We start from the raw sequence: 21,578 nt of genomic DNA, 5'->3' as shown, positions 1-21,578 counted from the left end.
CGCACAAGGAGGTCGTGATGCTGTTCCGGCGCGATGCTCTGGCCTCTGCCGCGCCTTGCGGCATGTATTTCGAGAGCTTGCTCGAGCGCTGCCGGGCGATGCGGCCCATTCGCATCGGCGTGGTGCATCCCTGCGACGCCGTTTCGATAGAGGGCGCCCTCGCCGCGCGCGACCGAGGGCTCATCACGCCCGTTCTTGTCGGGCCACGCGCCAAGCTCGCGGCGGCGGCCGCCGCCGCGAACCTCTCGCTCGAGGGCGTCGAGATCGTCGATGCGCCGCATAGCCACGCCGCCGCCGACAATGGCGTCGAGCTGGTGCGTCGCGGCGAGCTCGAGGCGCTGATGAAAGGCTCGCTGCATACCGACGAGCTGATGGGAGCCGTGGTGCGGGAGGGGACCGGCCTGCGCACGGAGCGGCGCGTCAGCCATGTCTTCGTGCTCGACGTGCCCAATTACTGCAAGCCGCTGCTCGTCACCGACGCGGCGATCAACATCGCCCCCACGCTCGCCGAGAAGCGCGACATTGCGCAAAACGCCATAGACCTCGCCCATGCGCTCGGCATAGAGCGGCCCAAGCTCGCCGTTCTCTCCGCCGTGGAGACGGTCGACGCCAAAATCCCGTCAACGATAGAGGCGGCGGCGCTCTGCAAAATGGCCGATCGCGGCCAGATCACGGGCGCCGACGTCGATGGTCCGCTCGCCTTCGACAACGCCATCTCGCCGGAGGCCGCGAAGGCGAAAGGCATTGTCTCCAACGTCGCCGGCTATGCCGACATTCTCCTCGTTCCCGATCTCGAGGCCGGCAACATACTCGCCAAGCAGCTCGTCTATCTCGCCGACGCCGAGGACGCCGGCCTCGTGCTCGGCGCCCGCGCGCCGATCGTGCTGACGAGCCGCGCCGATGGCGTGCGCGCCCGCATCGTCTCCTGCGCGCTGGCGCAGCTCTTCACCCATCGCGTGGTGGAGGGTGTGTGAGCGGCGCTTCTGCGGTTCTATTGGCGCTCAACGCCGGCTCCTCGAGCCTCAAATTCGCGCTCTATGACGCAGCGACGCGCGCGCCTCTGTGCCGCGGCGGCGTCACCGCCATAAAGGAAAAGGACCGGCCCGCCCATTTTTCGGCGAAAGGCGAGGCGGCGACGGCGCTGATGGCGGGAGAAGGCCCCTCGCCGGACACAGACCATGAGGGCGCGGCGCGCTGGCTCATCGCGGCGATCGGCGAGCGGCTGGCGGAGCTTCCCCTCGCGGCCGTGGGGCATAGGGTCGTCCATGGCGGTGCGGAATTCGACCGCCCCGTCCTGGTGACGCCGGACATTTTGCGGCGGCTGGAGGCGCTCTCGCCGCTCGCGCCGAGCCATCAGCCGCATAATCTCGCGCCGATCCGCAGCCTGCTCGACAGCGCGCCCAGGCTGCCGCAGATCGCCTGTTTCGACACGGCCTTTCACCGCACGCAGCCGCGTCTCGCGCAGCTGTTTCCGCTGCCGCGCGAATTCGCCGAGCGCGGCGTGCTGCGCTACGGCTTTCACGGCCTCTCCTATCAGTTCATCGCGCAAGAGCTGCGCCGCCTCGAGCGCGCGCCGGGCCGCACGATCGTCGCGCATCTCGGCCATGGCGCGAGCCTCTGCGCCATGCGCGATCTCGAGAGCGTCGCCACCACAATGGGCTTCACGGCGCTCGACGGGCTGATGATGGGCACGCGCAGCGGCGCGATCGACCCCGGACTGCTGCTGCATCTCGTGATGCAGGAGGGCTATTCGCCGAAAGAGGTTCATGCTCTGCTCTATGAGCGATCGGGCCTGCTCGGCGTCTCCGAAATCAGCGACGATCTGCGCGCGCTCGAGGCGAGCGCCTCGCCGGCGGCGGAGGAGGCCATGGCGCTCTTCGCCTATCGCGCGGCGCGCGAGATCGGCTCGCTGGCGAGCGCGCTGAACGGGCTGGATCGCCTCGTCTTCACGGCCGGAGTCGGCGAGAATTCGCCGTCCATGCGCGCGCGAATCTGCGCCTATCTCGGCTTTCTCGGCCTCGCGCTGGACGATGCGGCGAATGCGGCCAATGCGCAAGTCATCAGCGCGCCGTCGAGCCGCGTCGAAACCCTCGTGCTTCCGACCAATGAGGAAGCGGTGATCGCCGAGGCCGCGCAGGCGCTGCTCGGCGTCCATTGAGAGCGACGAAGCGCCGAAAATCGCACAGCAATTCGGCGCCCGTCGCATATTTTGCGTGCTAATTTTCGCGCCGCCCGCGCGCCGCTTTTTCACAAGCGCCTGATTTGTCGAAACAAGGCCGGCCGCGCTGAGATGGCGCGGAGATTGCGTCTAGTCGGACGCCGAGAGCCGAGCTTTCGGCGTGGCCCAAAGAGGGGCCAAAATCAGCAACGCCGCTGTTCCGATCGTGTCGCGCCCAAAGCGCGATCGTCGGACGGCGGCTTTTTTTGTCCGTCGCGCCCCGACGGAGCGCGGCGCCGACGAGGGGCAGACACAAAATGATGAGAATGAAACGAAGCGCTCCGCCGCGCCCGATCCTCGTGAGCGCGAAGACTTTGGCCATCGCCGCCGCTCTGCTCGGCGTCTGCGTCGGAGAGGCGGCAGGCGCGGACGCGCCAGCCAAGCTCGTCGCCGCGCCTGCGCCCGATGTCGCCGCCCCTGCGCCCCTGCCGCCGGCGCCGCTCGGCGTCTTCGGCGCCGATATGCCGCCCGCCGGCAAGCTCGTCGTCTCCATCATCCCGCAATTCGCCAATCTCTCGCATACGTTGAAAGGAACGCGGCGGCTCTCGTCGGAAGAGGTGGTCGCGACGACGCCCTGGTTCGGCCATCCGACATCGAAGCTCAGGCTCGTGCCGCAGAATGTCTCCGTCGCCTCGCAGACGCTGGCGCTCGCCTATGGAATCACCAAGGACTGGTCCGTCGTCGTCACCGGCGGCATGATCGAGCGCAATCTCGACATGCTGACATTCCAAGGGCCGACGAGTCTCAACCGACTCGGGCTCAGCCATACGGGAACCGACGGCCTCACCGATTTCACCGCCTCGACGATCTATCGCGTCTATCAGGACCCGATACATCGCATTCAGCTCAATCTGGGCATGAGCTTCCCGACCGGAAGCACCCACAACACATTCCGTCTGCTGCTGCCAGACGGAAGCTATGCGACGAGCCGCGCCTTCTACGCCTTGCAGCCCGGCGCCGGCACTTTCGACGTCATGCCCGGAATCGTCTACGCCGGCCATATCGACAAATGGTCCTGGGGTCTGTCCTATCGCGGCCGCTTTCCGCTGGCCGCCAATCCCGAGGGCTATCTCTATGGCGATCTGCACGAGTTCAACGGCTGGGCCGGCTATAGCTGGATAAAGGGCCTCACCACCACCTTCCGCGTCAACGCCACGACGCAGGGCGAGATTCGCGGGCTCGATCCGATGATCCGCGGCAAGGCGCAGGCGGCCAATCCCAATTTCTACGGCGGCCAGCGCGTGGAGCTGTGGGGCGGCGCGACGATCGGCGGCGGCCTCATCGGCCAGGAAGCGCTCACCATCGCGCTGGAGGCGGGCATTCCCGTGTATCAGAGCCTCGAGGGGCCGCAGCTCTCCAAAAATTGGCAAGCCGGCATGGCGCTGCGCTGGAAAATCTAGGGGCACGCTCCCGAAAAGTGCGAAGCGGTTTTCGTAAAAAGAACATGCGAACTCGACTCTGAGGGATAGAGCGGCGGGGGACGGCGCCCCGCCCGCGTTCTCGACATCGCCTGCCGAGCGTGGCACAACCCGCCCCAGAAAATCAAAAGCCGTGGCGGGACGATGACGGATATAGCGGAACTGGAGACCGAGACTCTGGCGGCGATCGCGGCGGCGGCCGACGAGGCCGCGCTCGAGGCCGTGCGCGTCGGCGCGCTGGGCAAGAAGGGAAGCATTTCGGCGCTGCTGGCGACGCTCGGCAAAATGTCGCCCGAGGACCGCAAGACCGAAGGCGCCAAGATCAACGCGCTGAAGGACAAGGCGCAAGAGGCGGTCGCCGCGCGTCGCGACGTCCTGCAGGCCGAGGCGCTGGAGAAGCGCCTTTCCGCCGAGACTGTCGATGTGACGCTGCCGGTGCAGGAGAGCGGCCAGGAGCTCGGCCGCATTCATCCGATCTCGCAAGTGATGGACGAGCTGACGGCGATCTTCGCCGATATGGGCTTCTCCGTCGCCGAAGGGCCGGACATTGAAAGCGACGATTACAACTTCACCAAGCTGAATTTCCCCGAGGGGCATCCGGCGCGGGAGATGCACGACACTTTCTTCTTCCCGCCGGGCGCCGACGGCAAGCGCAAGCTGCTGCGCACGCATACGAGCCCAGTGCAGGTGCGCACCATGCTGAGCAAGGCGCCGCCGATCCGCGTGATCTGCCCCGGCCGCACCTATCGCTGCGACAGCGATCAGACGCATACGCCCATGTTCCATCAGGTCGAGGGGCTCGTCATCGACGAGACGACCCATATGGGCCATTTGAAATGGGTGCTGGAGGAGTTTCTGAAGGCATTCTTCGAGGTGAAGTCGGTGAAGATGCGCTTTCGCCCCTCCTTCTTCCCCTTCACTGAGCCTTCCGCGGAAGTGGATGTGCAATGCCGCCGCAAGGACGGCGACATTCGCTTCGGCGAGGGCGAGGATTGGATGGAGATTTTGGGCTGCGGCATGGTGCATCCCAATGTGCTGCGCAATTGCGGGCTCGATCCGGACAAATATCAGGGCTTCGCCTTCGGCGTCGGCATAGATCGTCTCGCCATGCTGAAATACGGCATGTCGGATCTCCGCGCCTTCTTCGAGGCCGATGCGCGCTGGCTGACGCATTATGGATTCAGGCCGCTGGATTTCCCGACGCTAGCGGGGGGCTTGAGCGGGTGAAGCCTTTCTCGGGGTGACGCAATGAACAACGCGGACATTCAGATCGTCGTAGATCGCGTATTGCGGAGGGAACTCGGCAAGTTCGGCTATCAGCGGGCCGAAGTGCGCTCTGGATTCGATCACAGCGACGAGCCCGCGGTTTATGTGGACGCGGTTCTCGGCGCCGGCGCTCCGCCGCTCGAGCCGACGACCTTTTTCGACGCACATGCCGCGCTCGGCCGCGCGCTCCTCGCCGAAGGAGAAGAAAGGTTTCCTTACTTTCGCATGAGGCGGCTCGGAGAAGAACTGCCCGAGGACGAAGTTTCGCGCGAAAGTCCGCCGCGCGCTGAGCGGAGTCATTCGTGATCGACGATCTCCTGGGCCTTGCCGATGAGCTCGCCGGACGCGAGGCCGGTCGTCCGAAGCAAGCGTCGCTGCGGCGAGCCGTCGCGACAGCCTATTACGCCGTGTTTCACACGCTGGCGAAGCTTTGCGCCGATCAGCTCATCGGCGCTTCGCCCGATCCGCAGACCTCCGCCTGGTGGGCGACGCAGCCGCTCGCCTATGCAGCGTCGACGCGCGATCCGCGCGCACCGGAAGAAGCGATGACCGCCTTCGCCGATTGGGTCGAGAGCTTTGGCGGCGTCCGCGTCTTCGCCTCGCGTCCGCTGATGCTCGACGGCGTATGGATGGACGAATATCTGCGCAGCTTCGCCGGCGCGCGCTTGTTCTCCGCGCCTTGGGAAGGGCGGCGGCTGTTCCATGGCCCGGGCGTCGATATCGGAAGCCTGCTCATCGGCCTCTTCGGCTGGAGCTATGCGCAGACGCATAACCTCTCCTTCCCCGGCGACTGGCTCGGCGGTCATGAGCATACGCATCGGGCGATCGATGACGCGCTCGGTTACGCCAACGTCCTCCATCGCGCCTTGCGCATCAGCGCCGCGCAGCCCAAAAAGCACGAAGACTTCCGGAACGTCCTCGCATGAAACTCACACTCTCCTGGCTGAAAGACCATCTCGAGACGAGCGCCTCGCTCGAGGAGGTCGTCGAAACTCTGACGCGCATCGGCCTCGAGGTCGAGCATTTGCACGATCCCGCCGCGCAGCTGAAGGATTTCCGCATCGCGCATGTGATCGACGCCAAGCCCCATCCCAACGCCGATCGCCTGCGCGTCTGCATGGTCGATACGGGCGAAGGCGCGCCGGTGCAGGTCGTCTGCGGCGCGCCCAACGCCCGCACGGGATTGAAGACCGTCTTTTCCGCGCCGGGAACCTATATTCCGGCCAAGAAGATCACGCTCGGCAAGGGCGTCATTCGCGGGGTCGAATCGCTCGGAATGCTGTGCTCGGCCGCCGAGCTGGAGCTCTCCAACGATCACGACGGCATCATCGAGCTGCCAGAGGACGCGCCCATCGGCGCGGTCTACGCGCAATGGGCCGGGCTCGACGATCCGGTCATCGAGATCAATCTGACGCCCAACCGCTCCGACGCCGCCGGCATTTACGGCATTGCGCGCGATCTCGCCGCCGCGGGGCTCGGAACGCTGAAGACGCCGGCTGTCGAGACGATCAAAGGCGGCTTCGCCATGCCGCAGCGCGTCACGCTCGATTTCACCGAAGACGACAAGCATCTCGCGCCGCTCTTCGCTCTGCGTCTGGTGCGCGGCGTGAAGAATGGCCCGAGCCCGGCCTGGCTGCAGGATCGCCTGCGCGCCATCGGCCTGCGCCCGATCAATTCGCTCGTCGATATCACCAATTATCTGACCTTCGACCGCGCGCGACCGCTGCATGTCTTCGATGCGAAGAAAGTGGCCGGCGATCTCGTGGTGCGTCGCGCCCGCGCCGGCGAGGAGCTGCTCGCGCTCGACGGCAAGACCTATAAGCTCGACGCCGACATGGTCGTCATCGCCGATGACAAAGGCCCCGAATCTCTCGCCGGCGTCATGGGCGGCGAGCATTCCGGCTGCTCCGACGACACGACGGATGTGCTGATCGAAACCGCGCTGTGGGATCCGGCCAATATCGCCCATACGGGCCGCAAGCTGGGCGTCTCCACCGACGCCCGCTATCGTTTCGAGCGCGGCGTCGATCCGGCCTTTGCGCTGCCCGGCCTCGAGCTGGCGACGAAACTGGTGCTGGAATTCTGCGGCGGCGAGGCTTCGGACGTCGCCATTTGCGGCTCGGCGGAAACGGCGACGCGCCAGCTGCGCTTCCCCTGGAGCGAGACGAAGCGCCTCACCGGCCTCGACGTCTCGAAAGACGAGTCGACCGCCATACTCACGCGCCTCGGCTTCACTGTCGAAGCGGCGGGCGAGGACGCGCTGGTGGACGTCCCCAGCTGGCGCCCGGACATTGAAGGCAAGGCCGATCTCGTCGAGGAGATCGCCCGCATCGCCGGCTTCGACACCATCGCCGCAGCGCCTCTGCCGCGCAACGCCGGCGTAACCGAGCCGGTTCTCACTCTGCTGCAGAAGCGCATGCGCGCGGCGCGGCGTGCGCTAGCGGCGCGCGGGCTGGTCGAGGCCGTCACCTGGTCCTTCGTCTCCAAGGAGCAGGCGCAGGCTTTCGGCGGCGGCGACGACAATCGCCTCGCCCTCGCCAATCCGATCGCTGCGGAACTCTCCGACATGCGGCCGAGCCTGCTGCCCGGCCTCGTGACGGCCGCCGGCCGCAACGCCGCGCGCGGTTTTCCCGATGTCGCGCTTTTCGAGGTCGGGCAAATCTTCCTCGGCGAGGATGAGAAGGGTCAGAAGATCGCCGCCACGGGCCTGCGCCGCGGCTTCGCTCTGCCGGCCGGCGCTGGCCGCCATTGGTCGGGCAAGGAGCGCGCGGTCGGCGTCTTCGATGTGAAGGCCGACGCCCTCGCGCTGCTGCAGACGCTCGGCGTCGCCACGGGCGGCTTGCAGATCGTCGCCGGCGGGCCTTCCTGGCTCCATCCCGGCCGCTCGGCAACGCTGCAATTCGGCCCCAAGGCGGTCATCGGCCATTTCGGCGAATTGCATCCGCGCGTGTTGCAGGCGCTCGACGTCGAGGGGCCGATCGCCGCTTTCGAGATTATTCTCGACGCGCTTCCGGCGCCCAAGGCCAAGCCCACCAAAGCCAAGGCGAAATTGGAGCTCTCCGATCTCCAGCCGGTCTCGCGCGATTTCGCCTTTCTGCTGGATCGCGACCAGCCGGCCGGCGATCTCATTCGCGCCGTGCAGGGCGCCGATCGCGCGCTCATCACCGATGTCAGCGTTTTCGACATTTACGAAGGACAAGGCGTGCCGGAGGGCAAGAAATCGGTCGGCGTCGCCGTGCGGCTGCAGCCCCGCGACAAAACGCTCACCGATGTGGAGATCGAGGCGCTCGCCCACAAAATTGTCACAGAGGCGGGCAAGAAAACGGGCGCCCAACTCAGAGGATGACGATGCTTCGCATGATTCGGCTCGTCTTCATTGCCTGCTTCGCCGGTTTTTGCCTCGCCGCGGCCGCCGCGCCGCGCAATATCGGCGATTGCGAGCAGATTCAGGCGGCGGACGCCTATAATCGCTGTCTCGCCTCCTTCGGCCCGGCCGCCCGCGTGCGGAGCGCCCCTTCCGCGCTCTCCTTCGCGCCGGAGGAGCAGGTCCCACATAGCGTCAAGCGCCCCGGCGCTTTCGCCGAGCGAGGCCACCGCGGGCGCTTGCGCATGATGTTTTCGCCCGGCGGCCGCTGACGACCGCCGCCGGCGAGGGAGGAGCGAGACCAATGGCTCGAGCGCCCTTCCCCGACGGCATAGCGCGACGCGATTTTCTCAATGGCCTGCTGATCGCCGCGGGCGGCGCCGTTTCGCGCAGCGTTCCCGCGCGCGCATTCGCGGGCGGGACCTGCGACGGGCCGATCGGCCTCGATCCGCGCGTTCTGCGCGGCGGCAATCTTCCCTCGGTTTTCGTCGTCTCCCACTGGCTGCGCGACGGCCGACTGACGTTCGAGAAAGGCTCCGTCTCTCTCGCGCCGGGCTGCGACGAGAGCGCCGGAACTTTTCCCATTCTCGATGCGAACGGAAGCTTCGACGTCATCGTCATCGGCGGCGGCATTTCTGGCCTTTCCGCCGCGCATCATCTGCTGCGCGAGCGCCCGCGGGCGCGCCTGCTGATCCTCGAGGCGGCGCCCGTCCTCGGCGGCAATGCGGGTCGCGACGACGCCCCGCCCCTCCCCGGCCCGGCCTCCACCGCCGGCGCCTATGGAGCCGCGCCTTCCGCTGATTGGCTCGCGCAATTCTATCGCGCGATCGACGTCGATTGGCTGGCGCAGAGCGTCCCCGGCCCGGAGAGCAGCTTCTACTTCGACGAATTCGCGCCCGGCCTCGGCGCCGGCGCGCGCGGCTGGAACATAGACACATTCGAGCGCGGCGCCGCGCATCTTCCCTATGACGCGCGCCTTCGCGAAGACTTCGCCCGCGCTTTCGCGGCGATCCGCGCGCTCGGCGAAAAAGGCCTCGCCGATCCGGCCGATGAGAGCGACCCGGCGCTCGACGATCTCTCGAGCGTCAGCCTCGCACAGCATCTCGAGACGACGCTCGGCTGCGACGCGATCGTCTCGCGCTTTTTCACCGCCTATACGCTGACCGCTTTCGGCGGAACAGCAGCGCAGGTGAACGCTCACAGCGCCATCACATTCTTGTCGAGCGAGCTGACCCGCGGCTCGGTCTTCACCTATCCGGGCGGAACGTCGGAAATCGCGCGCCGCACACTGCGCCGACTGACGCAGAGCGAGACTCCGCCGCATTTCGAAACCAACGCCACGGCGCTACGGATCGAGACGATGACGCGGGGCGCGAACGTCGTCTATTTCCAAAATGACCGCTTTCATCGCATCTTCGGCGAGCGGATCATCCTCGCCGCTCCGGCGCAGAGCACACGCCATCTCGTCGCGCATGTTTCCGACGCCGCGCGCAAAGCGGCCTGGACGCAATTCCATGCGGCGCCGCTCGTCACCGCCAATGTCGTGCTGCGCCGCGCGGCGCCCTTGGCGCAGCTCGGGCTCGGGTACAGTCAGAGCTGGTGGGGCGGCCGGCATTTCGTCAATTACATCGTCGCCGATTGGATGAGCGACAAGCGCGCCGATCCCGAGCGACCAACGACGCTCACCTTCTATGGCGGCTGCGACGCGCCGCTCGACGGGCTCGCCGAAGCGCGCATGAAGCTGATGCACACGCCCTTTTCCGATTACGAAGGCTCGCTCCGCAGCGATCTGTCGCGGCTGATGCGCGGCGCGGATTTCGATTTCGATCGCGATGTGCGCGCGCTCTTCCTCTATCGCTGGGGCCATAGCATGTTGCGACCGCCGCCCGGCTTCCTCTTCGGCGCGACGCGAGGCGCGAGCGGAAACCTCGACCGCGCGCAGGCGCCTCGGCGCATCGCCTGCGCGCCTCTGGGGTCGATCGTTATCGCGGGCCAGCATGTCGAAGGCACGCCCTCTATCGAGAGCGCGATCGGCTCGGGCCGCCGCGCCGCGATGAAGGCGCTGGAGGATTGCCGATGAAGAGGCTCGCGACAGGCGCGCTCGCCATTGTCTTCACTCTCGCCTATCTCGGGCTCACGGCGCTGGGCGCGGGCGGCGTATCGGCCTTTCTCGAAAAGCCGCCGCTCGCGGCGCTGGCGCTCGTCACTCTGGCGCTCGCCGTCGCCGCCGCTTTTTCGCAAGGCCATCTCGGCGCCGGCGTGCGCGAGGATCGCGGCAATCGCTGGGTCATCGCCGCCTTCGCCGTCATCGGCCTACTCGACGCTTTTCTGCCCGCCTATACGGATCGCCGCGATATTCTGACGATCGGCGGCGAGACGCTGCGCTGGATCGGCGTCATTCTCGCCGCCATCGGCGGCGTGTTGCGGCTGTGGCCGGTCTTCGTGCTCGGACGACGCTTCAGCGGCCTCGTCGCCATTCAGCCGGGTCATGAGCTCGTCACCACGGGGCTCTACGCCCGCATCCGCAATCCGAGCTATCTCGGCCTTCTCGTCGGCCTCGTCGGCTGGGCTCTGGCCTTTCGCTCGCTCATCGGCCTCGCGCTCGCCGCGGCGACGATTCCGCCGCTCGTCGCGCGCATGAAATCCGAGGAAGCGCTGCTCGCCTCGCATTTCGGCGCCGCCTATGACGCCTATCGGGCGCGCACGGCGCGGCTCATCCCCGGACTCTACTGAAAGCGCATCACCAGCGCAGCACCGCGCCGCCCCAGGTCATTCCGGCGCCGATCGCCATCATGGCGATCACATCGCCTTTCTTCAGCCGGCCGGCGCGATTGGCCTCGTCCAGCGTGATCGGCATGGAAGCGCTCGACGTGTTGCCGAAGCGGGAAATATTCATCCAGCATTTCTCGAGCGGCACGCCGAGCTGCGCCAGCGACGCCTCGATGATGCGGGCGTTGGCCTGATGCGCGATGACATGATCGACATCCTTCGCCTCGAGGCCGGCCATGGCCAGCGCCTCGGTGACGATCTCCGGCAATAGGCGCAGCGCGACCTTATAGACCTCGCGGCCGCGCATTTTGATCTTATGCGCCTCGCCGGGCGTCGGCCCGTCCTGGCGCGGATCATAGGCGCGCGGAATGCCGAGAATGGTGGTCAATGTCCCATCGGTGCGCAGGCTGGTGGAGAGCAGGCCGCGGCCCTCCTCCTCGCCCGGACCCAGCACCATGGCGCCGGCGGCGTCGCCGAACAGCACGCAGGTCTCGCGATTGGTCCAATCGACGACGCGACTCAGCGTCTCCGCCCCGACGACCAGCGCGCGGCGGACCTTGCCGGTCTTGATGAACTGATCGGCGATGGAGAGCGCATAGAGCGAGCCGGCGCAGGCGGCCGAGACGTCGAAGGCGAAAGCGTTCTCCGCCCCGATCTTGGCCTGCAGAAAGGCGGCGCAGGCGGGCGTCTGAGCGTCGCCGGTCACAGTGGCGACGATGATGAGATCCAGCTCGCGCGGATCGACGCCGGCCAGCTCCAGCGCGTTTTTCGCTGCTGCGGCGGCCATATCGGAGGTGGATTCGCCCGGCGCGGCGATGCGGCGCTCCTCGATCCCGGTGCGGCTGACGATCCAGGCCCCATTGGTCGCGACCATTTTCTCGAGGTCGGCGTTGGTCAGAACCTTCGCGGGGGCGTAGGATCCGGTTCCGAGTATGACGGTTCTGAGCAACGGCGTGCAGCCTCTTTCTTTTGACCGGGGGCGGCGGGGACGCCGCCGCATGAACCTCATGCCTAGCAGGGATTGGCGAGGCGCGAACCTTAAAACTCGTTAATCCCCAAGCCGAGCTCGAGTTTGGCCGGGCTCGCGCCGGCTCGGCTCGCGTTTTGGCGAGCTGCGCCGAGTTCTCGTTTCGATCCGCGCGCGATTGCCATGGCGCGCGCGCCATGGCAAGCCTGCGGCCATGCAGAACGTCCCCTCCGACCCGCCCGCGCCCACCAAAGAGGCGCCGCGCGTCTCCTTCGTCTCGCTCGGCTGCCCCAAGGCGCTCGTCGACAGCGAGCGCATTCTCACGCGCCTGCGCGCCGAAGGCTATGAGCTTTCGCGCACCCATGCGGGGGCCGATGTCGTAGTGGTGAACACCTGCGGCTTTCTGGACAGCGCCAAGGCCGAGTCGCTGGAGGCGATCGGCGCCGCGCTGAAGGAGAATGGCAAGGTCGTCGTCACCGGCTGCATGGGCGCCGAGCCGCAGGCGATCACCGAGCGATTCCCCGACGTGTTGGCGATCACCGGCCCGCAAGCCTATGAGAGCGTGGTCGAGGCCGTCCACGCCGCCGCCGCGCCGAGCCATGACCCGTTTCTCGATCTCGTGCCCGAGCAGGGCGTCAAGCTCACGCCGCGCCATTACGCCTATCTCAAAATCTCGGAAGGCTGCGACAATAGCTGCTCCTTCTGCATCATTCCGCATTTGCGCGGCTCGCTGGCCTCGCGACCGGCCGGCGAGGTGCTGCGCGAGGCCGAGCGGCTGGTGAAGGCCGGCGTCAAAGAGCTGCTCGTCATCTCGCAGGACACCAGCGCCTATGGCCGCGATCTGCGCTACTCCGAAAGCCAATGGGGCGACCGCAGCGTGCGCGCGCGTTTCCTCGATCTCACACGCGAGCTGGGCTCGCTCGGGGCCTGGGTGCGGCTACATTATGTCTATCCCTATCCGCATGTGGACGAGGTCGTCGAGCTGATGGCGCAGGGCAATATCCTGCCCTATCTCGACATTCCTTTTCAGCACGCCGCCCCTTCCGTGCTGAAGGCGATGAAGCGTCCCGCCAATGAGGAGAAGACGCTGGAGCGGATAAAGGCGTGGCGGCGCATCTGCCCCGATCTCGCGCTGCGCTCCACTTTCATCGTCGGCTTCCCCGGCGAGACGGAGGAGGATTTCGCCTATCTGCTCGATTGGCTGGAGGAGGCGGAGATCGACCGCGCCGGCGCCTTCCGCTACGAGCCCGTGGCCGGCGCCCCGGCCAATGATCTGCCGCTCGACGCCATCCCGCCCGAGGTGAAGGACCAGCGCTGGAAGCGCTTCATGGAGCGCCAGCAGAAGGTGAGCGCCCGCCTGCTGAAGCGCAAGATCGGCAAGCGCCTGCAAGTTCTGGTGGACGAGCCGGGCGGCGGCGCGACCGGCCTCGCGCGTGGACGCAGCAAGACGGACGCCCCGCAGATCGACGGAACGGTGCACATCTCCTCGCGCCGCCCGCTGCGCGCCGGCGACATTGTGACGGTGAAGATCGACCGCGCCGACGCCTATGATCTCTATGGCGCGGCGGTGTGATATAAGAGGGCGTGGTCTCGCCGCTGCGTTCCTTCTCCCACTCGTGGGAGAAGGTGCGCGCACGACGAATGCCGAACAATAATAACCGAGGAGCGCCGCCTATGTCCGAAGAACCCCCGAAGGACCGCATTCCGCGTCTGCTGGCCAGCCGCCAGCTGATGTTCTTCACGGCGGTCATTCTCGCATTGTGGGTGTTCGTCACCTTCTTCTTCCGCAACCCGTATCGGCAGGCGGTCGAGTTCGGCTATTACGACAATCACCCTTATGACGAAGGCACGATCTGGACCTATGTGCTGGTCGTCGTGCCGATGATCGGCCTAGGGGCCGCCCTGCTCTGGTGGCAGCGCCGCAGCGCCGGCAAATAATCGTGCGCTGCGCAGCGCTGTCGAAGACTGCGCGACGCGCGGCGCATGGAGATAGACGAAAGCAGGCGGCGGCATGTCGGCGAGCAGCGCCGCCGCGCTCTCCGGCAGGCGCGCGGACGCAAAGCGTTGCGCCGCTTTGGCCGACGCGGCGCGAAATGTCGCTCCGGGCCGATCGACGATGGCGATCGGCGTCGTGTGCGCGATCTCCTGCCAATCGCGCCAGCGATGGAATTGCAGCAGATTATCCGCGCCCATGATCCAGACGAAGCGCGCGCCCGGACAACGCCGATGCAGAAAACGCAGCGTGTCCGCCGTATAGCGCGCGCCGATCTCCGCCTCGAGCCCCGTGACGACTATGCGCGGATCGCGGGCGATTTTCTGCGCCGCGGCGATGCGCTGCGCCAGAGACGGCAGGCCGGCGGTCTCCTTCAGCGGATTGCCGGGCGTCACCAGCCACCAGAGGCGATCGAGCGCCAGCCTCTGCAACGCCACCTGCGAGACATGGGCGTGGCCTTCATGCGGCGGATCGAAAGAGCCGCCGAAGAGGCCGATGCGCATCCCCGGCGCGTGTGGCGGCAGGCGGATCATCGCGCGATCTTCGAAAGTTCGCGCTTCCTTCTCCCACTTGTGGGAGAAGGTGGCCTCGCGAAGCGAGGTCGGATGAGGGTCCTCGCGGCCACAGCATTCTTTGGGACCAACTCGGCTCGCATGCGGAAAACCTCGGCGACCCTCATCCGACCCGACTGCGTCGGGCCACCTTCTCCCATAAGCGGGAGAAGGGAGCGCGCACGACGATTCCGCGCGCTCATCCTCTGACCTGCCCCGCGCCGTGGACGCGATATTTGAACGAGGTGAGCTGCTCCACCCCCACCGGGCCGCGCGCATGCATGCGGCCCGTCGCTATGCCGATCTCGGCGCCGAAGCCGAACTCGCCGCCATCGGCGAATTGCGTCGAGGCGTTGTGCAGCACGATCGCCGAATCCACCTCCGCCATGAAGCGCCGCGCCACATCCTCATTCTGCGTGATGATGCAATCTGTGTGATGCGAGCCGTAAGTCTCTATATGCGCGATCGCCGCCTCCAGCCCATCGACGACGCGGACGGCGATAATGGCGTCGAGATATTCGGCGCGCCAATCCTCTTCGCTCGCCGGCAGAACGCGCGCATCGACATCCTGCGTCGCGTCGTCGCCGCGCACCTCGCAGCCGGCGTCGAGCAGCATCTTCACCAGCGGCTCGAGATGCGTGGCCGCGCAGGCGCGATCGACCAGCAGCGTCTCGGCGGCGCCGCAAATTCCGGTGCGACGCATTTTGGCGTTGAGCAAGATTCGTTTCGCCATGTCGAGATCGGCTTGCGCATGGATGAAGACATGAACAATGCCCTCGAGATGGGCGAAAACCGGCACGCGCGCCTCATGCTGGACGCGCGCGACGAGGCTCTTGCCGCCGCGCGGCACGATGACGTCGATGTTTCCGTCCAGTCCCGCCAGCATGGCGCCGACAGCGGCGCGATCGGCGACGGGGACCAGCGAGATCGCCGCCTCCGGCAGGCCGGCGGCGACGAGGCCGGCGACGAGACAGGCGTGGATCGCGCGCGAGGAGCGCAGGCTCTCCGAGCCGCCGCGCAATATTGCGGCGTTGCCGGCCTTGAGGCAGAGGCCGCCGGCGTCGGCGGTGACATTGGGCCGGCTCTCGTAAATGACCCCGATAACGCCGAGCGGCGTCGCCACCCGCTCGATGAGAAGGCCGTTGGGCCGCTCGAAGGAGGCCAGTAGACGGCCGACCGGATCGGCGAGCTCGGCGATCTCCTCGAGGCCGCGCGCCATCGCCTCGACGCGCACGGGATCGAGCGTCAGCCGATCGAGAAAAGCGGCGGCGGTTCCGCGCGCTTTCGCCTCCGCGACATCCAGCGCATTGGCGGCGAGCAACTCGCCCATGCGCCGGCGCAGCTCCGCCGCAGCAGCGCGCAGAGCGGCGTTTTTGGTCTCGGCCGACGCCAGCGCGACCGACCGCGCCGCCCGCCGTGCGCCGGCGCCGAGCGTGGACATCAGCTCGCCGATCGCCCGCTCGCTCGTCACGATTGCTTCCGTCTGCGCCATTTTCTTCGCCTTTCGACTGCTCGCGATCCGCTAGCACGAATCGCCCCGCCGCTGAAAGCCGGCGGTTTCGAGCAGGCGATTCCGAGCGGACTTGCCTTCGGGCGGAGCCTTTTGTAATACGCCACGGCTCGCGGGCCTCGGCGCCGAGAGGCCGAGACGAACGACTCGTCGGCGACGCCCGACTGGGTATCCGAGCGCAGGCGAAACGGACCCTGCGAATGCGCGGAGCACACCGAAACGAGGTTCTTCGGATGACCAAACGCGCGCTGTTGACGGGCATTACCGGACAGGACGGAGCCTATCTCGCACAGCTTCTGCTCGGCAAAGGCTATGAAGTCTATGGCGTGATCCGCCGCTCCTCGCATCGCGGCGTCGAGGATCATCGGCTGCGCTGGCTCGGCGTCGCAAATGACGTGCAGCTGCTCGACGGCGACCTCGGCGATCTCTCCAGCCTGCTGCGCATCGTGCAGGAAGTGAAGCCCGACGAAATCTACAATCTCGCCGCGCAATCCTTCGTCGCCTCCTCCTGGCGGCAGCCCATTCTCACCGCCAATATCACCGCCGTCGCCGTCGCCAACATGCTCGAGGCGATGCGCATCGGCGCCCCCGGCGCGCGCTTCTATCAGGCCTCCTCCTCCGAAATGTACGGCCTCATTCAGGAGCCCATGCAGAGCGAGAAGACGCCCTTCTATCCGCGCTCGCCTTACGCCGTCGCCAAGCTCTACGGCCATTGGATCACGGTCAATTACCGCGAGAGCTTCGGCCTGCACGCCTCCTCGGGCATTCTCTTCAATCACGAGAGCCCGCTGCGCGGCATAGAATTCGTCACCCGCAAGGTGACCGACGGCGTGGCGCGCATAAAGCTCGGCCTCGCCAAAGAGCTGCGCCTCGGCAATATAGACGCCAAGCGCGACTGGGGCCATGCGCGCGATTATGTGCGGGCCATGTGGCTGATGCTGCAGCAGGAGACGCCGGACGATTATGTGGTGGCGACGGGCGTCACCACCACTGTGCGCGACATGTGCCGCATCGCTTTCGCCCATGCCGGCCTCGACATGGAGGCGCATATCGTGATCGACCCGAAATTCTACCGCCCGGCGGAGGTCGACATTCTGCTCGGCGACTCGAGCAAGGCGCGCGCGGCGCTGGGCTGGGCGCCCGAGACGTCGCTCGATCAGCTCATCCGCGAAATGGTCGACGCCGATCTCGAGCGACTGACGCGGGAATCGGGGACGCGATGAGCGCCGCAGCGGCCTTCCCCTCCGCGGCCCGATTCGAACGCATATTGGTGACCGGCGGCTCCGGCTTCGTCGGACGCTATATGCTCGAGGGGCTGGCGCGCGCCTATCCCGCCGCGCATCGCATGTCGCTCGCGCGGCCGGGCGAGCCCGCGCCCGCCGCCGACTGGAGCCCGATCGCTTTCGATCTGCTCGATCCCGCGGATGTCGAAGCGACGATGCGCGAGGCCCGGCCCGATCTCGTCGTCCATCTCGCGGCCCAAGCCTCGGCGGCGAAATCCTTCGTCGCGGCGGAGGAGACCTGGCGCGTCAATTTTGTCGGCTCCCTCAATCTCGGCTCGGCGCTCGCGCGACATGCGGCCGAGGCCGTCGTGATTTTCGCCTCCACAGCCGACGTCTATGGCGCGAGCCTCGGAGAAGACGCGGCGCATGAGGCGATGATCCCGCGTCCGCTCAACGCCTACGCCCGCTCCAAGCTGGCGGCGGAGACCATGCTCGCGGATGTTCTCCCGCAGACGGCGCGGCTCGTCGTGGCGCGGCCGTTCAGCCATATCGGCCCCGGGCAGGACAAGCGCTTCGCCGTCTCCTCCTTCGCGGCGCAGATCGTCGAGATCGAGAGCGGACGCGCCGAGCCACGCCTTTGCGTCGGCGATCTCTCGGTGCAGCGCGATTTCCTCGACGTGCGCGACGTCGTCGACGCCTATCTGCGGCTCATCGCCATCGCGCCCGATCTTCCCGCACGCGACATATTCGACATCGCCTCGGGGACGACGCGCCCGCTCGCCTCTCTGGTCGAGGCGATGCGCAGGCTCGCGCGGCGCGATTTCGAGATCGTGGTCGATCCCGAAAGACTGCGGCCGGCCGACATTCCGGTCGCCCATTGCGTCGCCGCCAAGCTGCGCGCGGCGACCGGCTGGAGCCCGACCCGCACGACCGACGAGACGCTCGTCGATCTGCTCGACTATTGGCGCGCGGCCGCAGAAGCGGCGAAATGACGAAAAGCGAGCGCGAGCGACGTCTCGAGGAGCGCAATCGCCTGCTCGAATATCAGCTCGACTTTCTGAGGGCCGAGCTTCTCCATCTCGTCCATGAGCGCGAAAAAAACGTCTATTCGGCCGCATGGCTGATCTTCCGCCCGCTTCGCCGCTTGGAGGCGGCGTTGGTCGACGCCGTCACGCCGCTGCTGCGGCGCGTCTCGCGCGAGCGCGCCGCTCCGGCGATCGAGGCCGGCCTCGTCGAGCCGCCCGCGACGCGAGAGACGCGCAAGCCGAAACGCCTGCTCGTCGATGTGACGGCCACAGCGCGGCGCGACGCCGGCACCGGCATTCAGCGCGTCGTCAAGAAGATCACGCAGGCGCTCTATCGCGACAGCGAGCTTCCCATTCCGGTGATCGCCGTGCGCTGCGAGGGCGGACGGCTCTTCACCTGCGAGGCCTTCGTCGCCGCGCTCGTCGGAGGGACGGCGGGAGCGGATCGAGAAATAGAGATAGAGCCCGGCGATCGCTTCTTCATGCTCTCGGACAGCTGGAACGCCTTCGAGGAGTTTCAGCCGGTCTTCGCGACTATTCGCGACGGCGGCGGCGCGATCGTCACCTGCATTTTCGATCTCATCCCCGTGCTCTATCCGCACGCCTGCCATGAGGTGACGCCGCCGCGCTATGCGGCCTGGCTGCGCCGCGCGCTCGTCGAGAGCGACGCCTTTCTCGCCATTTCGCGCACGGTCGCCGAAGAGCTCGCGGATTTCGTGAAAGAAACGGGCCTGCCGCATCGCCCAAATCTTTCGATCGGCTGGTTCCATTGCGGCTCGGACATCGCCGATGGCGCGCCGGCCGCGCCGCGGCCGCAGATCGCCGCCGCCGCAGCGGGCGGCGCCATGTTTCTTTGCGTCGGCACTGTGGAGCCGCGCAAGGGGCATCGCGTCGCGCTGGCGGCTTTCGAGGCGCTCTGGCGCGAGGGCCGCGACATTCGGCTCGTTTTCGTCGGGCGGCGGGGCTGGTTCGAGGAGGCGCTCAGCACCGAAATCCGCGGCCATGGAGAATTCGGGCGGCGGCTCTTCTGGTTCGACGATATCGGCGACGCCGAGCTCGCCTTTCTCTACGACAGCAGCGCGGCGGCGCTCGTCCCCTCCTATGCGGAAGGGTTCGGCCTGCCGATCGCCGAGGCGGCGCGCCGCGGCCGCCCGGTGATCTGCAGCGACATTCCCGTGTTCCGCGAGGTCGGCGGCGCCGGCGCCCTCTATTTCCACGTCAACGACCCGGCCGCGCTCGCCGAACGCATCGGCGCGTTTCTGGACGGGCGCGCCGAGGCCGATCCGTCCGCCGTCAGCCGCGTCTCCTGGGCCGAGGCCGCGCATCGCGTCGCGCAGGTCATCGCGACCGAGGATTGGAACGCCGAGCTGCCGTGAGCGGCGAAGCGGATTTGGGGCCATTGTTCCGCCACGCCCGAAAGCATGATAGAGAACGAATTGCGGCGGCGGCGCCTGCGGCTCACTCGAACCGCAGGCTTCGCCGCTTTTGTTCGCAGCGGGAGCGCAAGTCGCGACTTCCGCGACAAAAGGCTCGAACCCCATAGGCCGTCATATGTCGTTCTCGTCGTCCATAAGCCTGCCGCCGACGCCCAAGGCGCTCCTCGACCTCATCAAGCTCGAGGCCGGCCCGGCCTCTATGCCCGATAGCCGGCAGGCGCTGTGGATCAGCCTCGCCGCCTATTTTCTCACCGAGGCGGGCGGCCAATTGGTGAGCGCCGACATTCTTCCCTCCATCTCCTACGGCGTGGCGAGCGCCGCTCTGCTGGCCGCGCTGACCTTCGGAGCGCTGGTCCTGACGGGAACCCGCGAGCGCTTGCAGCAGACGCTGATCTCCCTCGCCTCCACGGGCGCGGTCATCGGCTTCGTCTCGATGGTTCTGTCATTGATGGTCGCGCAGATATTTCCGCCGCCGATGCCCGCCATGAAGCTCGTCGGCTTCGTGCTGTTTCCGCTGGTGCTGTGGAAGTTCACCGTGTTCCTGTGGATATACCGTCACGCCGGAATGCGCTTCATCCCTGCCTTCGCGCTAGGGGCGATCTACATCGGCTTCATGCTGCTGATCCTGTCGCCGCTGCTGGTCCGCGTCTTCAACCTGCTCTGACGGCCCTGCGCCCCGCCGCCGAGCCGCGGCGGGGCCCATTAAGCAAGCATTAAGCATAATCACTTACGCATTGGTCATCACCCGCGTCGCGGCCCGCTCGAGGCCGTCCGGCGCGAAGCGAGGATGAACCAATGAGATTTTCCGGTTCCTGCGCCGGGGCGAGGCTTTTTTATGCGGTCCTGGGCCTTTCGACCTTTGGCCCGGCCATCGCGGCGGACATGCCTTTCTTTGCGCCGCCCGAGCAGGAATACGAGCCCGTCGAGCTCGGGACCGGCTGGTATCTTCGCGGCGACATCGCCGCGGTTCGCTCGCCGGTTCTGAACATCGACGGCGCCGTGACTGCGAATAATTTCGTCAACAACTGGTCGGCCGGCGTCGGCTTCGGCTATCGCTACAATAGCTGGCTGCGCACCGATCTCACCGCCGATTATCAGCCGCTCTACAGCCGGTCCGGGGCGTCCTATGTCTCGACGCCCTGCCAGACCGGCGCGGTGGGCACGCCGGCCGGCGGACCCTACACCAACTCCGTCGGCGTCTACACCGACTGCTTCCCTTATTCGCAGAGCCGCGGAACCGCCTCGGTCTTCCTCGGGAATGTCTATGTCGATCTCGGCACATGGGGCGGACTCACGCCCTATATCGGCGCCGGCGCTGGCGTCGACGTGCTGTTCCAGAAGGCCCAGGTGCAATGGTACATGGGCAATCTCGTTCCCTATGCCGGAACGACCTGGACCGACCCCTTCACGCTCGGCACCTATATGGCCAATTGGGACCGCAGCTACTCCAACACCTATCTGAAATTCGCCTATGCCTTCATGGGCGGCTTCGCCTATGACATCACCGACCATTGGTCGGTCGACATCGGCTATCGCTATCTCAATCTGGGCACGATCTCCGGCAAGGACGCGCTCGGCGTCAGCCATTCGCGCAAGCTCGACATTCAGCAGGTGCGGCTCGGTTTCCGCTATCTGATCGACTGAGTTTCGCCTTCGCCGCCGCGCCTGGAACCGCAGCCGGCCCGCGAGTCGGCGGCCCTGTCCCCTCGCGAGAAGCGCCCCCGCCGCCGCGCCCCGGAACGCGACCGCCCCGCCCCAGCTCGCGCCCGACTTGACGCGAAGACGTGTTGCGCGTAGCGCAGGCTCCGAAAATCCATGCCCCGGGGAGGCAGCACGAA

The 21,578-nt window shown here is 66.9% G+C and carries 20 protein-coding genes; 17 read left to right on the top strand and 3 right to left on the bottom strand.

Annotation, left to right across the window (positions count from 1 at the left end; translation table 11 throughout):
• The first annotated feature begins 17 nt into the window (after positions 1 to 17).
• From C5689_RS07120 to C5689_RS07075, 10 genes are all read left to right on the top strand, one after another.
• On the top strand, positions 18 to 974 hold the full coding sequence (locus C5689_RS07120) for a bifunctional enoyl-CoA hydratase/phosphate acetyltransferase (protein WP_108916583.1): 957 nt from the start codon (positions 18 to 20) through the stop codon (positions 972 to 974).
• Positions 971 to 2,158 (top strand): acetate/propionate family kinase, encoded by a 1,188-nt coding sequence (locus tag C5689_RS07115; protein ID WP_167398694.1) that lies wholly within the window; start codon positions 971 to 973, stop codon positions 2,156 to 2,158. Before C5689_RS07120 ends, C5689_RS07115 begins: the two co-directional genes overlap by 4 nt.
• A 326-nt stretch (positions 2,159 to 2,484) precedes the next feature.
• A complete protein-coding gene (locus C5689_RS07110) occupies positions 2,485 to 3,618 on the top strand; it encodes an alpha-amylase (RefSeq protein WP_108916581.1) in 1,134 nt (377 codons plus the stop codon).
• Positions 3,619 to 3,780: 162 nt separating this feature from the next.
• Complete coding sequence (pheS, locus tag C5689_RS07105; protein ID WP_108916580.1) at positions 3,781 to 4,863, top strand: phenylalanine--tRNA ligase subunit alpha; 1,083 nt, start codon at positions 3,781 to 3,783, stop codon at positions 4,861 to 4,863.
• A gap of 21 nt (positions 4,864 to 4,884) precedes the next feature.
• Positions 4,885 to 5,208: a hypothetical protein gene (locus C5689_RS07100; protein WP_108916579.1), complete on the top strand. Its 324-nt coding sequence runs from the start codon at positions 4,885 to 4,887 to the stop codon at positions 5,206 to 5,208.
• On the top strand, positions 5,205 to 5,828 hold the full coding sequence (locus C5689_RS07095) for a 3'-5' exonuclease family protein (protein WP_108916578.1): 624 nt from the start codon (positions 5,205 to 5,207) through the stop codon (positions 5,826 to 5,828). Before C5689_RS07100 ends, C5689_RS07095 begins: the two co-directional genes overlap by 4 nt.
• A complete protein-coding gene (gene pheT, locus C5689_RS07090) occupies positions 5,825 to 8,248 on the top strand; it encodes a phenylalanine--tRNA ligase subunit beta (protein ID WP_108916577.1) in 2,424 nt (807 codons plus the stop codon). The genes C5689_RS07095 and pheT overlap by 4 nt, the downstream gene beginning before the upstream one ends.
• Positions 8,249 to 8,250: 2 nt before the next feature.
• Positions 8,251 to 8,538 carry a hypothetical protein gene (locus tag C5689_RS07085; protein WP_146188352.1) on the top strand — a complete coding sequence of 96 codons (288 nt, stop codon included), beginning with the start codon at positions 8,251 to 8,253 and terminating at the stop codon, positions 8,536 to 8,538.
• 32 nt (positions 8,539 to 8,570) lie between these two features.
• Entirely contained in the window at positions 8,571 to 10,346 is a 1,776-nt protein-coding gene (locus C5689_RS07080) for an FAD-dependent oxidoreductase (protein ID WP_108916575.1), read from the top strand.
• Positions 10,343 to 10,999 (top strand): methyltransferase family protein, encoded by a 657-nt coding sequence (locus C5689_RS07075; protein WP_108916574.1) that lies wholly within the window; start codon positions 10,343 to 10,345, stop codon positions 10,997 to 10,999. The genes C5689_RS07080 and C5689_RS07075 overlap by 4 nt, the downstream gene beginning before the upstream one ends.
• A gap of 7 nt (positions 11,000 to 11,006) precedes the next feature.
• On the opposite strand, the gene C5689_RS07070 is transcribed toward C5689_RS07075, so the two are convergent.
• Complete coding sequence (locus C5689_RS07070; protein WP_108916573.1) at positions 11,007 to 11,984, bottom strand: beta-ketoacyl-ACP synthase III; 978 nt, start codon at positions 11,982 to 11,984, stop codon at positions 11,007 to 11,009.
• Between the two features lie 232 nt (positions 11,985 to 12,216).
• Between C5689_RS07070 and rimO the strand changes: the two genes are divergently transcribed.
• Together rimO and C5689_RS07060 are read left to right on the top strand one after the other, a co-directional pair.
• The gene (gene rimO, locus C5689_RS07065) at positions 12,217 to 13,575 is read left to right on the top strand and encodes a 30S ribosomal protein S12 methylthiotransferase RimO (protein ID WP_108916679.1); all 1,359 of its coding nucleotides are present in this window, start codon (positions 12,217 to 12,219) and stop codon (positions 13,573 to 13,575) included.
• A gap of 101 nt (positions 13,576 to 13,676) precedes the next feature.
• Positions 13,677 to 13,940, top strand: coding sequence for a hypothetical protein (locus C5689_RS07060; protein ID WP_108916572.1), 264 nt, complete (start codon positions 13,677 to 13,679; stop codon positions 13,938 to 13,940).
• Here C5689_RS07060 and C5689_RS07055 read toward each other — a convergent pair.
• Positions 13,893 to 14,528 (bottom strand): nicotinate-nucleotide adenylyltransferase, encoded by a 636-nt coding sequence (locus C5689_RS07055; RefSeq protein WP_108916571.1) that lies wholly within the window; start codon positions 14,526 to 14,528, stop codon positions 13,893 to 13,895. The two genes, C5689_RS07060 and C5689_RS07055, sit on opposite strands and share 48 nt — an antisense overlap.
• Positions 14,529 to 14,745: 217 nt before the next feature.
• The gene (locus C5689_RS07050; protein WP_108916570.1) at positions 14,746 to 16,038 is read right to left on the bottom strand and encodes a glutamate-5-semialdehyde dehydrogenase; all 1,293 of its coding nucleotides are present in this window, start codon (positions 16,036 to 16,038) and stop codon (positions 14,746 to 14,748) included.
• Between the two features lie 251 nt (positions 16,039 to 16,289).
• On the opposite strand from C5689_RS07050, the gene gmd reads away from it, so the two are divergent.
• From gmd to C5689_RS07025, 5 genes are all read left to right on the top strand, one after another.
• Positions 16,290 to 17,279 (top strand): GDP-mannose 4,6-dehydratase, encoded by a 990-nt coding sequence (gene gmd, locus C5689_RS07045; RefSeq protein WP_108916569.1) that lies wholly within the window; start codon positions 16,290 to 16,292, stop codon positions 17,277 to 17,279.
• The gene (locus C5689_RS07040) at positions 17,276 to 18,271 is read left to right on the top strand and encodes an NAD-dependent epimerase/dehydratase family protein (protein ID WP_108916568.1); all 996 of its coding nucleotides are present in this window, start codon (positions 17,276 to 17,278) and stop codon (positions 18,269 to 18,271) included. The genes gmd and C5689_RS07040 overlap by 4 nt, the downstream gene beginning before the upstream one ends.
• Positions 18,268 to 19,680, top strand: a complete 1,413-nt coding sequence (locus C5689_RS07035; RefSeq protein WP_167398692.1) for a glycosyltransferase family 4 protein — start codon at positions 18,268 to 18,270, stop codon at positions 19,678 to 19,680. The genes C5689_RS07040 and C5689_RS07035 overlap by 4 nt, the downstream gene beginning before the upstream one ends.
• Positions 19,681 to 19,855: 175 nt before the next feature.
• The gene (locus tag C5689_RS07030; RefSeq protein ID WP_108916566.1) at positions 19,856 to 20,404 is read left to right on the top strand and encodes a hypothetical protein; all 549 of its coding nucleotides are present in this window, start codon (positions 19,856 to 19,858) and stop codon (positions 20,402 to 20,404) included.
• Between the two features lie 131 nt (positions 20,405 to 20,535).
• Positions 20,536 to 21,384 (top strand): outer membrane protein, encoded by an 849-nt coding sequence (locus C5689_RS07025; protein ID WP_108916565.1) that lies wholly within the window; start codon positions 20,536 to 20,538, stop codon positions 21,382 to 21,384.
• Positions 21,385 to 21,578 lie beyond the last annotated feature (194 nt).

The organism is Methylosinus sporium (genome assembly GCF_003113265.1).
Taxonomy (GTDB): Bacteria; Pseudomonadota; Alphaproteobacteria; order Rhizobiales; family Beijerinckiaceae; genus Methylosinus; species Methylosinus sporium.
Note: the sequence above shows the minus strand (reverse complement) of the source record. Positions and strands in the feature narration are given on the sequence as shown.